The organism is Clostridium sp. MCC345, assembly GCF_018785345.1.
GTDB classification, from domain to species: Bacteria; Bacillota; Clostridia; order Lachnospirales; family Anaerotignaceae; genus Anaerotignum_A; species Anaerotignum_A faecicola.
Genome location: NZ_WQPP01000003.1, coordinates 18,698 through 32,448, shown reverse-complemented (window position 1 = coordinate 32,448; position 13,751 = coordinate 18,698). Strand labels below are relative to the sequence as shown.

Below are 13,751 nucleotides of genomic sequence, written 5' to 3'. Positions count from 1 at the left end.
ATCGCATTTTATCTAATATATTTTACAGGTTTATTGGCGCAGTGTCAACCAAAGCGGCAAAAATTCAAGAAATTGTAAGAAATTGGGGTGTTCATAAAAAATTCAAAACTTTGGCGGCAATCCCCTCTTTACATCCGGCGCAGGATTGCATATACTATAGTAATAAATTGACCGTTTCCGCATCATGCCCCGCAAAACGGGAAAAAGGGAGTGATAGCATGAAAATAGAACGGATAAGCGAAAATCAGCTGAAGCTGACCCTGACAAAGGCAGATTTAGCGGAAAGAAAAATCAAACTGGAGGATTTGATTTCCCCTTCGGAGCGCACGCAGAAGCTGTTTCGGGATATTATGGAGCAGGCGTTGGATGAGGAGGATTTCATTTCGGAAAACACACCGCTGATGGTAGAAGCGATCCCTTCGGGGGGCGATGGTATCATGATCATCGTGACGAAGGTGAACAATAAAGAGAAACACGCGGACGAGGATTTGCGCCGCTGGAAAAAGAAGCCCATGGATACGCTGGCGCATGAGGAGGAAAAAAATTCGGATATTCTGATTTATTCCTTCCCTTCTCTGGATGATGTGATTGGCGTGAGCCTGCGTCTGGATGGCGTGTTCAAGGGCGAAAGCGCGGTTTATAAGAATGATGGGAAGTATTTCCTTGTGATGCAGGGGGATACATACACCACGGAGGAAACCGCAGAGGATGCGGAGCGCATTTTGAAGGAATACGGTCAGAAGCACATTTCCACGCCACTGGCGAAATATTACCTGCTGGAGCATGGGGAAACGCTGCTTGCGGAGCAGGCGATAAAGGCGCTTGCGAAAACCTTCCGCTAAAAAAAATGAGACCTACAAAAGGTGCGCCCAAATAAAAAACCATGAATTCTAAAATGCTGAAAGCTACGGCTACTACGTCAGTTCCCCTTGACAGCCTAAGTCAAAGGATGCCTGCGGGAAACTTCCTTGTATCCGCAGACTTTCAGCTATTTCATTTTCTTCATGTTTTCTTATTGGGACACACCTTAAACAGGTCTTTTTTTTATGCAAAAAAAGAGTACCTCTTGCGAGGTACTCTTAGAGATTCTACTTGTTCAGTTAGAATGAAGGAAAGAATAATTACTTATTCTGGTTACCGTTCATTGTAGCTGTCTTTGTAGCTGCATCCCATGTGATGTCTGTTACGCCCAGAGCTGTAGCCAGATCTCTCATAGGCAGGAATGTTCTGCCGTCTTTGATCTGTACTGTAGCGGATGCGGGGATTGTGTTACCGTTAACTGTAACAACCTTCTGGCCTGCAACCATAGTGATGATTCTCTGACCATACAGGATTGTTACTGTTCTGGAAGCCTGGTTCCACAGAACGTTGTTGTTGTTGATACCCAGTGCTGTAGCAACTGCTCTTACGGGCAGCATTGTGTAGCCTGCAGCGGAGATGTAAGCGGGTACATCCAGAGCAACCTGTTCTTCACCTGCGATGATGTATTTTTCGCCAACGGGAACTACTACCTTCTTTGTGAAGGAAGCATCATCCTTGTCTCTACCAGCTGTGATGATGTTTACGAAACCTTCTTTAACTACTTCGTCAAAGTGTGCATCGTTATCATAGTACTGGTATTTAACTGTTGCTTCACCAGCATCTACTCCAGCGGGAGCCAGAATTGCCTGTTTCATGAATGCATCGGAACCTGTTGTGTTCAGCTGCAGATCGTAAGCACCTGCTGCCAGGTTTCTGCTCATGTACAGGGAGATGTTGGAGATTGTTACTGTTGCTGCATCATCAGCGGATTCTTTGTCAATCTTGAAGCCCAGTTTGTCTTTGATTGTCTTTACTTCCAGATCGGACTTGTCGTCTACTGTGTAAGTAGCATCGTTTTCAAAGTCATCATCTTCGAATTTGTCAACGCCGAATACGAACTGGGAGTTCTTCTTCCACAGACCGTCTTCTGCTTCCTTAACAACGATGTTGGTAGGGATCTTTGTGTTTCTGTAGTCGATGATCAGGTTGTTCTGAGAAGCTTCTACAGTGTAAGGAGCTACGAACTTAGCAATTTTTACTTCCTGAGCCTTATCCAGACCAGCGCCGTCTACTTTCAGAGTAACGTCGCCTGTGAAGCCGGGTTCAGCAACCAGTGTCAGTGTGAACTTCAGTTCGCCTGCATCCTGACCTTCTTCTGTTGCATCCAGAGTTCTTCTAGCGAATTCAAACTTTTCGTAGTCACCCTTCTTGTAAGCTGCTGCGAAAGCTACTTCGTCTGCATCAAAGTCATCATTGGATTCAACATTTGTTACATAAACGCCGTCGGGCAGTTCCATTGTCAGAACCTTTTTCGCATCCAGTGTGCCTGCTGTGGGTTCTTTAATTGTAACTTCCAGAGCCTTGTGGTCGGAGTCATCTGTGATACCTTCGTTAGCAACGTTAACGCCGCTGTAGATTACAGGTACATCTTCGTCTTCATCAACGGAAACTTCGATTGCATCTGCAACAACCTTAGCAACAACGATTGCATCTGCTGTATCGTTGAAACCTGCTGTGCCTTTAACAGCCTTAACTGTCAGTTTGCATTCTGCACCAACCTTAGCTGTATCAGCGGAGATTACCAGATTGTCAGCTTTAACTGTGATTGTATCTGTTGCATCAGTTACTTCGATAACAGCTGTTCTTTCGCCCTTACCGTTATCAATTACTTTGTACTTGGAAGTAGTATCTTCTGTTGCGGGAGTGCCATAAGTATCGCCCTTACCTACCAGCTTGTTGAATTCAAAGCCAGCGGACAGTTTCAGTTCGAATCTCTGACCAACCTCGAAGTCGCCAACGTTAGATTCAATCTTCAGTTCTCTTTCCAGAGCAGAAACACCTTCTTCTGTGATTTCTGCTACCTTCTTCACGGAAGCTTTAACACCTGTGTCTTTAACTTCTGCGAATGTCAGGTCATCTGTTGTTACCATATCACCGTCAACGGAGATTGTAGCCTTTTTGCCAACGGATGTGCTTTTCAGCTTCATGTTGGGACCCAGTTTAACGGAGATGATGTCTTCGTCTTTCAGTTCAACATTTGTGATTGTCAGCTTGAAGCTGTCTTTTTCTACTTCTGTGATTTTAGATGCATCTACTGCTGTACCTTTAACAAAAACATTTTTTGCAATTTCTGTTGCAGAAACTGCCTTGAATTCAGCACCATCCAGTGTGAATGTCAGTTCATGCTTGGGTGTAGAACCTGCTGCATACTGACCGTTACCGTCAACCTTCAGCTGCAATTCAACTTTTTCGTTGTTCAACACTGTTTCTTTGTCAGCATCTTTAGCTACATCAACAGAGTCGATTACTTTAGCTACTGCTTTAGCAGAACCTGTGTCAGCAAATGCTGTTGCGGGCACCAGGGAAACTACCATAGCTGCAGCCATGACCATAGAGATAAGTTTCTTCATTGGTCTCATTCCTCCTTTTTTTAATTTTAAATGTTCGCTTCGTTTCATAATTATACAACGAAATGCAGTTCATTCCGCCGCCCTTTCCGCCGCCCCTTCCCTTCGGGCCCTTCCGCTTCCTCCACACCCATTCAAGGATTCGGCTTCCGTTTCTTCCGTTCCGGTTTGGTTTCCATTCCTGCGTCAGTTTTACTTTGCATAGCTATCATATCAGCCGAGAGGGAAATTGGCAAGGGGTTTGCCCGTTTTGTAACAAAACTGAAATATTGCAGCAATATTACAACATGAGACCCCATGAGACTAAGGGGGCTTTATCATGAGGGCAGAAAGGAGGTGACGCAAATGAGCACTTTTACAGAAAATTATGATTTTATCAAGCCCGATAACGAAGATTATTATGACATTCAGGATTTCAATGAAAACATGGACGCGATTGATGCACAGCTGGCACAGGCGGAGCAAAAGGTGGCGGCGATTCAGGCAAGCATTGCCACAGCGGAGGAATCCCTCGCCGCTATCAATAAAAAGCTTGGCACGCCCCCCGATGGGCAGAGCATTTCTTCCCTGCTGCAAAACGGCGGCTCGGTGATTCGCTCGATTCAGTATGTGGTATATACCGCACCGAAAAGCCCTTCCTCCGGCGGCACATTGACAATTCAGACAGTAAATCTCGAAAAAACATTCGTTATCACAGAACGATTGAATAACGATTCCGATTATCTCTTGAATTTTTCCTATACGCTGAGCAGCAATGCCATTACCATTAAGCATACCAGCTGTAATGTGGATACTGTGAAAATCGGCTTCTGGGTTGTGGAGTTTGTGTAAAAAAAAGCAAAAAAAGAAAGTCCTCGAAAGAGGACTTTTTTTAGTGGTTAATTATGTATGATAGAAAATGCTTTTTCGAAGATTAAAAACGTAGTTTTCCTAATGAGAAAAAGTTTTATAGTTGCCCGATAGAAAATACTTTTTCGAAGATTAAAAACGTAGTTTTCCTAATGAGAAAAAGTTTTTTCTGTCGGATAATGAAAAAGCGAGCAGGCCTGTAAGCCGGGTTCTGTTTTTCAGACAGCCATCTATCTTGGTCCGTTGTTGCCAACGGCATCGTGCGACTTTTTCGAGACGGAACGAGCAGCCCCATGGTCTCTGTTTGTCTTGCTTCGGGTGGGGTTTACAGGGGCCCGCGACGTTACCGCCGCAGCGGTGGGCTCTTACCCCACCTTTCCATCCTTACCGAAACGCATTCGGCGGTCTATTTCTGTTGCACTATCCTTGGAGTCGCCTCCACCGGCCGTTAGCCGGCACCCTGCTCTGCGAAGCCCGGACTTTCCTCACTCCTACGAGCGCGACTGTCCAACCTACTCACATAATCCAAATTATTATAAAACAACTTCCCCTTCTTGTCAAACCTTAAAGCAGCTGCCGCCGACAAATTCCTTAATCAGCGAATTATTCGGGATTTCAAGCCCCGGCGCGGCAAGGAAATAGCTTAGGAATTTAATCAGCCGCTTTGCCGTGGGATATTCCGGCATGGTTTTTTCAATCGCGAATAGCTGTGGCTCTGCGTATTGCTTGAGGACACAAAGCTCATATAGCGTTGCAGAATTGAACACCGCATCCGCATTCTCCTGAAACGGGAAAATATTATCCTCCTCGCCCTGACGCACTTCGTCCCAGGATTCGATTGTCGTTCTGGCACTTCTGCCGCGGAACTGGAAATCGCGCACAATGCGGCGGATAAGCCTGCTGTCGGAGGTAGAAATGCGGTTGTGGTCGTCTACGTTCAGCTGCGTAATGGCGCTGATGAAAATTTTAAATTTACATTCCGCAGGAATTTCGGGGGTCAGGCGGTCATTTAAGCCATGGATGCCCTCCATGACCAGAATTTCGCCCTCGCCAAGCTGCACAAATTCACCGCTGTGCTCACGCTTGCCCGTCACGAAGTTGTAATAAGGCAGTTCTACTTCTTCCCCCGCGATAATCTGCTTCAAGTCCTGATTGAGCTGCTTCAAATCCAACGCCTCCATGCGCTCGAAGTTCTTCTTGCCGTGCTCATCCAGAGGGGTGTCCTCCCGATTAAGGAAATAATCGTCCAGAGAAACCTTGTGCGGCTTCACGCCCAGCGCGCGCAGCTGAATACATAATCTGTTTGCGAAGGAGGTTTTGCCGGAGGAGGAAGGTCCCGCAATCAGCACCACACGCACCTTATCCATCCGCTGATGAATCTGATCTGCGATTTCCGCGATTTTCTTTTCATGCAATGCCTCATTCACGCGAATCAGGTCACCGAATTTCCCCTCAACAATCGTGCGGTTCAGCTCCGCCACGTTCCGCACCTGCATCAGCTGGCACCAGTGCATCTGCTCCAGAAATACCTTGCTGATTTTTCTGGGCTGCTCCTCCGGCAGAAGCTCCCCTGTCTTTGCAGGATCGGGGAAGCGCACCAGAAAGCCTGTTTCAAAGGGCATCAGCGTAAACCATTCCAATGCGCCGACGGAATCCGGCATATACCCGAAGAAATAATCATAGAAGCCATCCAGTTCATAAAGGTTGATATTAGAAGCCGTGCGATAGCGGAACAGCTCCACCTTGTCCTGCAAGCCCTGCTCCTTCACGATGGAAATGGCAACCTCTCTGGGGCAGACATGCTTCACAATAGGCGTATCCGCCGCAACATATTCCTTCATGCGTGCCTCAATCTTGGCAAGCAGATCTGCATCCGGCACCTGCTGTGGGCTGCGCAGCTCGCAATAAAGATTGCCCCGCAGGGAATGTTCGATTTCCACGCCTGTCGCTGTCCCCAGCACATCGCGCACCGCCTTCACCAGCAGCAGGGAAATCCCTCTTTCATAAACGCGCACGCCCTCCTTATCCCGAAAATCCAAAAAGGTAATATCCTCATCGGTGCGGATGGGGCAAATCAATTCGCGCAGGGAATTTCCCTGCTTTGCCACCAGAATTTTACCGAAAACCTCGCCCTCAAATTCCTTTGCCAGCTCCCCGAAGGTCATGCCCTTGGGAATCTGCATTTCCTTTCCCATTACATTTACTTTTCTTGTTTCCACTTGTCTTCCCTCCTTACTCTATCGTCCAGAAGGTCTGCCCATCCACTGCGGAGCAGACAACCTCGATATTCCAACCGTTTTCCTTTGCCGCCGCCTGCAATTTTTCCTGCAGAACAGGCACAATCAGCACCTCGCTCGCGTAATGCGTCACATCCGCAACGGCAATGCCCAGCTCGACCGCCTTCTGCGCTTCATGATATTTGATATCCGCCGTCAGATAGGCATCACAGCCCTTCGCCGCCGCCAGAGAAACAAATTCCACCCCTGCGCCTGTGCAAAGACCGACGCGCTTGATGGGCTTTTCCCCGTCCCCGACCAGACGAATGGCATCCAGACCAAGCCTTTCCTTCAACTGCTTTGCAAAATCCCTGAAGGGGATTGCCTGCGGCAGCTCTCCAATGCGCCCAATGCCCTCCTTTTTCCCTGTCTGTTCCACAGGATAAATGTCATACGCCGCTTCCTCATAGGGGTGTGCCGCAAGCATTGCCTGCACAACGGCGTGTACCTTCTCAGCAGGAACAATCGTTTCCAGACGGATTTCATCCGCCGTTTCCAGTCTGCCCTGCTCACCAAAGAAGGGATTTGTCCCCTCCAAAGGAAGAAAGGTTCCCTTCCCTGCCGCGCCAAAGGTGCAATGGGAATAGGCACCGATATGCCCTGCCCCTGCGCCGCACATGGCATCACGCACCGCCTGTTCATACCCCGCAGGAACATAAACCACGATTTTTTTCAGGCTCTCCGCCCATGTTTCCTCCAGAATCTCAATATTCTTCAAGCCTGCCAGCTCCGCCAGCACATCATTTGTACCGCCTGCGGCAACATCCAGATTCGTATGCGCGGAGAAAGCGGCAATGTTATTCTGAATCAGATTAAAAATGCGTTTCCCCAGAAGGGTATCCGCCGTAATGCTCTCGATTTTGCGGAACAGCAGCATCGGGTGATGCGTCACAATCATATCCGCACCAATGCGCTTTGCTTCCTCCACAACAGGATCAATCACATCCAGTGCCACCAGAATTTTTTTCACCTCTCGCTCCGGATCACCGATGGCAAGCCCCGGCTTATCCCAGTTCTCCGCCAGCTTTTTCGGTGCGATTTCCTCCATCACACCCATGATATCCTTTACCCTTACAGCTTTTACAGACATTCCAACGCCTCCCTCATCAAAGCCAGCTTCTTCTCCACCTCCGGCAGACGCTTTTGTGCGTTTTCCGTCGGGTTCTTCTTAAGATTTTCAAGCAAACGGCTGTATTTTCCTTCTTCGTGCAGAAGCACCTCTTTTAAAATAGGGTCTTTCTTCTCCAACAGCCTTTTGCCGTAAAGATACTCAATCTCCCTGTCGTAATGCTCCTCTGCCCTTTCGCACCGCATCAGCACATACGGTTTATTCTCCTCTTTCAGTGTATGCTCCTCTCGGATGGCAAATCCGATTTGATGTAAATATTTTCGAACCGCACCGAAATCGCGCTGCGGCGAAAGCACCAGCTCCTTGAGGCTATCCGCCACCTCCGGGCTGTCCTGCAAAATATGTACAATCAGCATGCCGCCCATCCCTGCCATAATTGCCGTTTCCGCTTCACCGGGGCGCAGAGGGGTTAAGCCGCTGCCAAGGCGCGTTTCAATGACATCCTCCGCACCGTAAAGCGCAATATTTTTTCTGCATTTTTCCAAAGGCCCCTTGCGTACATCGCAGGCGTATGCCTTTTTGATTCTGCCCTGCTTGTATAAATAAATAGGGACATAGCCATGGTCTGTGCCGATATCCGCAATCCGCTCCTGCGTCACCAGACCTGCGACCATCTCCAATCGTTTTGATAACTCCATAGCCTCGACTCCTTATTTTCAAAAAAAGGGCGCAGCAAATATCTCTATTTGTTTCGCCCTCTTTTGTTCCAATTCTCTTATTCAAGATAATCCTTCAGCTTTTTGCTTCTGCTGGGGTGGCGCAGCTTACGCAGAGCCTTTGCTTCAATCTGGCGGATACGTTCTCTGGTAACATTGAATTCCTTACCAACCTCCTCCAGTGTTCTTGCTCTGCCGTCATCTAGACCAAAACGCAGACGCAGCACCTTTTCTTCTCTTTCCGTCAGCGTATCCAGAACCTCCATCAGCTGTTCCTTCAAAAGCGTAAACGCTGCGGCTTCCGCAGGTGCGGGGATATCGTCATCGGGGATAAAGTCACCCAGATGGCTGTCCTCCTCCTCACCGATAGGCGTTTCCAGAGAAACCGGCTCCTGTGCGATTTTCATAATTTCACGCACCTTCTCCTCCGGCATCTGCATTTCCACAGCCAGTTCCTCTGCGGTCGGTTCTCTGCCCAGTTCCTGCAAAAGCTGTCTGGAAATACGAATCAGCTTATTGATGGTTTCCACCATGTGTACGGGGATACGAATCGTTCTTGCCTGATCTGCAATCGCTCTTGTGATTGCCTGACGAATCCACCATGTCGCATATGTGGAGAATTTAAAGCCCTTATGGAAGTCGAATTTTTCAACTGCCTTAATCAGCCCCAGATTGCCCTCCTGAATCAGGTCAAGAAAGAGCATCCCTCGCCCAACGTATCTTTTTGCAATGCTGACAACCAGACGCAGGTTGGCCTCTGCCAGTTTCTTCTTGGCAGCTTCGCCCTCAGGGCCGCCCTCCTCCATCTTCTGCGCCAATTCGATTTCTTCCTCTGCCGTCAGAAGGGGCACCTTACCGATTTCCTTGAGGTACATTCTGACGGGGTCATCAATATTGATGCCTTCGGGGAGAGTCAGGTCAAGCTCCTTCTCAACCTCCTCCTCCGCTTCGATATTCCCCAGAATATCAATATTCTGACTTTCCAGATATTCATAGATTCTGTCAATGCGGTCGGGGTCCAGATCCAAATCCGCCAGATGATCCATGATCTCCTTATATTCCAGTACATTCTTTTTCTTTTTGGCCAGCTGCACCAGTTCCTCCAGCTTGGTCAATAATGTTGTTTCTTCGACGGATTTCAACATGATCCTTCCTTTCTCTCTGTTCCTATAGTCTAACCATATCAAATGGTAATATACAGGGAATCCAGTTTTCTCTTGGCATCCACCAGCCGTTGTATCTCCTCAACGGTTGCGGCGTTTGCCGTCAAATGGTCGATTTTCGTCCGTTTCAGCCGCTTCACCTGTTCATTGATGGCTTTTTCCATATCTGCCCCGTTTTCTGTCGGCAGCTGTACGGCAAAAATCTCTGTCACCTGCTTCTGTTCCTTTGCATCCTCAAAGCGGCTGACCAAATCGGCAGGGAACACATGGCCTGCATTCTGCCATAAATCCCCGATATCGCCGAAGGTGCGCCAATAAATTCCTTCTGTAAAATCATCCTCTTCCAGAATCTCTTTGAGCGTATCATAGATGCCCTGATGCTGGGCGGCATAATATAACAAGCTTCTCTGGGCTTCCAGAAGCCCTTTATCCTTTCTTCTGCCCTCCGGCGTGTAATTCTTCAGATTCTGCTGCCGCTTTTCGGCCTCCCTTTGGTAAGCCGCATCCTCTTTTTGCACCAGCTTCCGAATTTCACTGCGGATGGCCTCCTCCTCCACGCCTGTCACCCTGCTTACCTCTCCAAGGTAAACATTACGCTCAATCTCACTGTCCAGCTTTGCAAGGATTTCCGCCGCCTCTGTGGCAAAGCGAACCCTGTGCTCCGGATTTTTGAGATTATATTTGCGCTGTATACAGGCAATTTCAAAGGATATATAATGCACAGCATTCACCAACAGCTTGGAAAATTCCGCTGCGCCCTTTGCCTTGATAAATTCATCGGGGTCCTTTCCGTCCGGCACCTGTGTCACCTTCACATGAAAGCCGTTTTTCACCAATACGGGAATGGCGCGAAGTGCGGCATTGGTGCCGGCCTCATCGCTGTCATACAGCAAAATCACATCATCCGCAAAGCGCTTCAGCGTTCTTGCATGCTCCTGATTGAAGGCTGTTCCCAATGATGCCACTACGTTATGGAACCCTGCCTGATAGATGGAAAGCATATCCATATAGCCCTCCACCAGAATCAGCTCTCGTTTTCTCGTCTGCTTCGCAAAATTCAGTCCATACAGATTCCTGCTTTTGCTGAACAGAATCGTTTCGGGTGAATTCAGATATTTCGGCTCACCCTTGGCAAGTATCCTGCCGCCGAAGCCGACCACACGCCCCTGTACATCAAAAATGGGGAACATCAGCCTGCCGCGGAAACGGTCATGGTAGCCCTTGCCATCCTTATTTTCCAGCACAAGCCCTGTTTTCAAAATCTCCGAAACCTTGAAGCCCTTCTCCTGCAAATGCCTGAAAAGCGCATCGTAGCTGTCCGGAGCGTAGCCTATGCCGAATTTTCTTGCCATACGGGGATCCATCTGCCGTTTTTGCAGATAGGCTCTTGCCTCTGCCCCCTCCTCCTCCTGCAAGGCTTCATAAAAGAACCTCCCTGCCAGGGTGTGCATTTCAAATAATCGTTTCTTGAGCTGCTCCGCCGCGATTGCCTGCGCGTTTTTTTCCGGTTCGGGCAGGGTAATATGCGCCCGCTCCGCCAGACGCTTCATGGCTTCGGGAAAATCGCAGTTTTCCATCTCCATTAAAAAGGAAAACACATTTCCTGCCGCGCCGCAGCCGAAGCAATAATAAAACTGCTTTTCGCTGTTGACGGAAAAGGATGCCGTTTTTTCATTATGAAACGGACAAAGCCCAAAATAGGAGCTGCCCTTTTGCTTCAGCGGCACATACTGGGAAATGACCTCTACGATATCATTTTGCAGCCGCACCTCATCCACGACCTCCCTCGGATATCTCATGGCATCATCCCCCCTTCCATAACAGTCGAAAAGGAAGTTCTTTCACTCCCTTTTATATACTAAATTCGACACATTTGAGAAAAATCCTTCTCCTTGTATACATTTTGTAGAAATCAACAAAAATTTTGCAAAAAAGCCTTGACTTTTTCAAACTATGTGCAAAATGCAAGAATATTTTACCCCAAAATTGGTATCTTTTTCAGCCTGTAGCCAAAGTGATTTCGGGCAGCGGAAGGGCTTGGGAAACAAACTATTCATTACTTTGCTACGCAAAGCAGGCTTCGCCTGCCGCCCCTTCTTGAGCGGTAAGTAGTTTCCCAAATGGAATCCGCAGACGGAATTCACTTCCGTCGAGGAAAACAGGGCGTTTCAAGGTTTACCGCCGGAACGCATCTGTTTATTCTTCTGTCCAAACAAGTCGAAATCCTGATTTCGACTTAACCCTTCAAAGAATCGTCCATTCCTGCGGAATAAAAAGCGTCTTATACTTTGCAACGGCAAAGCGATCCGTCATGCAGGCAATATAATCGCAAACCACCTGCCGCACCGGATCTCCGTCATCCAGAAGTGCCTGAAATTCTCCCGACATTTCCTCCGGGTATTCCAGATAATAATCAAACAAATCCCCCACGATTTTCTCCGCCTTTTTATGCTCCGCCACCGCAATATCACTGGCATACACATGACGAAACATAAAGGCGCGCAGCTCCTTTAGGGTCTGCCGCATTTCCTCACTCATGCGGATATCGTTGATGCCCATGCTGTGAAAAATGGTATCCCGCACCATGGCATTGATGCGGCTGCTGGAGCGTGTGCCGATGCGCGCAACAATATCCCTTGGGATATCCTTCGGCTTGAGCATGCCTGCGCGGATGGCATCGTCAATATCGTGGTTCGTATAAGCAATCTTATCGGAAAGCTGCACGATTTTCCCCTCTAAGGTAGCAGGATTGCCGCTTGTGCGATGGTTCAGAATCCCGTCCCGCACCTCCCAGGTCAGGTTCAGTCCGCGTCCGTCCTTTTCCAGACGCTCCACCACACGCAGACTCTGCACATTATGCGCGAAGCCGCCCGTATCCCTGCAAAGCTCATCCAGCTTGCGCTCGCCTGCATGCCCAAAGGGGGTATGCCCTAAATCATGCCCAAGGGCAATCGCCTCTGTCAGATCCTCGTTCAGCCGCAATGCGCGCGCAATGCTTCTGGCAATCTGCGAAACCTCAAGCGTGTGCGTCAGCCGTGTCCGATAATGGTCGCCCTCAGGGGAAATAAATACCTGTGTTTTGTGCTTCATGCGGCGGAAGGATTTACAATGGATGATACGGTCTCTGTCACGCTGAAAATCCGTCCGAATGTCGCATTTTTCCTCAGGTCTTTCCCTGCCCCTCGTCCGGCTGCTTTTTGCTGCATATTCCCCAAGGATTTTCTCCTCCAATTCCTCCTGAAACCGCCGTAATTCCATAGCAATCCCTCCTTTTCCGCCTTTCGTATCAGTCGAAATTTTTCCTATTACTTTTAGAATACGCCATTTTCCCGAAAATTCCTTTTTCTGCACGAAAAAAAGCCTTAAAGCTTCCGATTCTCTAAGACTTTTCATTCCTCCGGCACCTTTCCGCCGCCGTGATATTCCGCATATTTTTTGCCGCGCACCTGCACAAATTCAATTTCCGGATAGCGCAATGCCGTCAGATAGCCGCCATAAACACAGCCCTGATCGATATCAACGGTACGGTTGATGATTTCGGGTCTTTCCGCCACCGTATGCCCATAGACCACAAAGGGCTGCCCGTCATATTCCGCCGCCCAGTCCAAACGCTCAGGCTTACCGTTTTCGTCAAAATTACCCGTTGTTTCACCATATAAACAAACCGCGCGTATTTTATTGGAAAATTTTCCGATGGATTCGGGACGCAAGCCCCCATGCACCACCGCAAGACGCTTTCTGTCCAGCAGAAGATAAAAGCATTGGCTCTCATAGCAGCGCATATATCGGCTGCGAAACACCATGCGTTCTTCCTTCGGGAGTGCCTCCAGCTCCGCTACCGTCCGCTCCAGTCCGTGTGACAGATGCACACGATTCCCCAGAAAATAGCGGTACAGCTTATTGCAATGGTTGCCATGCACCCAGAATGCGCCGCCGTTATTGACCTGCTCAATCCAGAAATCCAGACACGCCAGATTCTGACAGCCCTTATCCGCCACATCTCCCACGGAAATCAGCCTTCTGCCCTCCGGATGCGTATAACAGCCATCCTTTTTCTCATAGCCGAGCCTTTCTATCAGCTCCATCAGCTCATCATAGCAGCCATGCACATCCCCAATGATATCAAATTTATTTTCTCGAAATTCCAGAATACGGAAATTTCGTTCTCTGCGCTCCTTCATTTACAGCTTCCTTTCAGGAGTTTTCTTTTTTCTCGTTTCTCTTATGATATATGATACCACAAAAGCCTG

The 13,751-nt window shown here is 48.5% G+C and carries 10 protein-coding genes and 1 other RNA gene; 2 read left to right on the top strand and 9 right to left on the bottom strand.

The features are described from left to right. Window positions 1–218: 218 nt before the first annotated feature. Window positions 219–842 carry an adaptor protein MecA gene (locus GPK49_RS00230; protein ID WP_016406651.1) on the top strand — a complete coding sequence of 208 codons (624 nt, stop codon included), beginning with the start codon at window positions 219–221 and terminating at the stop codon, window positions 840–842. A gap of 279 nt (window positions 843–1,121) precedes the next feature. Here GPK49_RS00230 and GPK49_RS00225 read toward each other — a convergent pair whose 3' ends face one another. Next, window positions 1,122–3,431, bottom strand: coding sequence for a copper amine oxidase N-terminal domain-containing protein (locus tag GPK49_RS00225; RefSeq protein ID WP_215676380.1), 2,310 nt, complete (start codon window positions 3,429–3,431; stop codon window positions 1,122–1,124). A gap of 342 nt (window positions 3,432–3,773) precedes the next feature. On the opposite strand from GPK49_RS00225, the gene GPK49_RS00220 reads away from it, so the two are divergent. Continuing rightward, the gene (locus GPK49_RS00220; protein WP_215676379.1) at window positions 3,774–4,259 is read left to right on the top strand and encodes a hypothetical protein; all 486 of its coding nucleotides are present in this window, start codon (window positions 3,774–3,776) and stop codon (window positions 4,257–4,259) included. Between the two features lie 202 nt (window positions 4,260–4,461). Here the strand turns inward: GPK49_RS00220 and rnpB are convergent. The 8 genes from rnpB to GPK49_RS00180 form a co-directional block, all read right to left on the bottom strand. Further along, window positions 4,462–4,796, bottom strand: an RNA gene (rnpB, locus tag GPK49_RS00215) — RNase P RNA component class A. 38 nt (window positions 4,797–4,834) lie between these two features. Next, window positions 4,835–6,496, bottom strand: coding sequence for a nucleoside kinase (locus GPK49_RS00210; RefSeq protein WP_016406648.1), 1,662 nt, complete (start codon window positions 6,494–6,496; stop codon window positions 4,835–4,837). A gap of 13 nt (window positions 6,497–6,509) precedes the next feature. Then, window positions 6,510–7,643, bottom strand: coding sequence for a Nif3-like dinuclear metal center hexameric protein (locus tag GPK49_RS00205; RefSeq protein ID WP_215676378.1), 1,134 nt, complete (start codon window positions 7,641–7,643; stop codon window positions 6,510–6,512). Next, a complete protein-coding gene (locus tag GPK49_RS00200) occupies window positions 7,634–8,320 on the bottom strand; it encodes a tRNA (adenine(22)-N(1))-methyltransferase (RefSeq protein WP_118580947.1) in 687 nt (228 codons plus the stop codon). The genes GPK49_RS00205 and GPK49_RS00200 overlap by 10 nt, the downstream gene beginning before the upstream one ends. Window positions 8,321–8,397: 77 nt before the next feature. After that, on the bottom strand, window positions 8,398–9,483 hold the full coding sequence (gene rpoD, locus GPK49_RS00195) for an RNA polymerase sigma factor RpoD (RefSeq protein ID WP_016406645.1): 1,086 nt from the start codon (window positions 9,481–9,483) through the stop codon (window positions 8,398–8,400). A gap of 38 nt (window positions 9,484–9,521) precedes the next feature. Beyond that, on the bottom strand, window positions 9,522–11,300 hold the full coding sequence (dnaG, locus tag GPK49_RS00190) for a DNA primase (RefSeq protein WP_215676377.1): 1,779 nt from the start codon (window positions 11,298–11,300) through the stop codon (window positions 9,522–9,524). Between the two features lie 445 nt (window positions 11,301–11,745). After that, window positions 11,746–12,759: a deoxyguanosinetriphosphate triphosphohydrolase gene (locus GPK49_RS00185; RefSeq protein ID WP_016406643.1), complete on the bottom strand. Its 1,014-nt coding sequence runs from the start codon at window positions 12,757–12,759 to the stop codon at window positions 11,746–11,748. Window positions 12,760–12,890: 131 nt separating this feature from the next. After that, window positions 12,891–13,682, bottom strand: a complete 792-nt coding sequence (locus tag GPK49_RS00180) for a metallophosphoesterase (protein WP_016406642.1) — start codon at window positions 13,680–13,682, stop codon at window positions 12,891–12,893. Between the last annotated feature and the right edge of the window lie 69 nt (window positions 13,683–13,751).

Excerpts from the sequence above, each read along its gene's own strand:
- GPK49_RS00230 (WP_016406651.1), top strand. The coding sequence starts at position 219 with ATGAAAATAGAACGGATAAGCGAAAATCAGCTGAAGCTGACCCTGACA.
- GPK49_RS00225 (WP_215676380.1), bottom strand. The coding sequence starts at position 3,431 with ATGAAGAAACTTATCTCTATGGTCATGGCTGCAGCTATGGTAGTTTCC.
- GPK49_RS00220 (WP_215676379.1), top strand. The coding sequence starts at position 3,774 with ATGAGCACTTTTACAGAAAATTATGATTTTATCAAGCCCGATAACGAA.
- GPK49_RS00205 (WP_215676378.1), bottom strand. The coding sequence starts at position 7,643 with ATGTCTGTAAAAGCTGTAAGGGTAAAGGATATCATGGGTGTGATGGAG.
- GPK49_RS00200 (WP_118580947.1), bottom strand. The coding sequence starts at position 8,320 with ATGGAGTTATCAAAACGATTGGAGATGGTCGCAGGTCTGGTGACGCAG.
- rpoD (WP_016406645.1), bottom strand. The coding sequence starts at position 9,483 with ATGTTGAAATCCGTCGAAGAAACAACATTATTGACCAAGCTGGAGGAA.
- dnaG (WP_215676377.1), bottom strand. The coding sequence starts at position 11,300 with ATGAGATATCCGAGGGAGGTCGTGGATGAGGTGCGGCTGCAAAATGAT.
- GPK49_RS00185 (WP_016406643.1), bottom strand. The coding sequence starts at position 12,759 with ATGGAATTACGGCGGTTTCAGGAGGAATTGGAGGAGAAAATCCTTGGG.
- GPK49_RS00180 (WP_016406642.1), bottom strand. The coding sequence starts at position 13,682 with ATGAAGGAGCGCAGAGAACGAAATTTCCGTATTCTGGAATTTCGAGAA.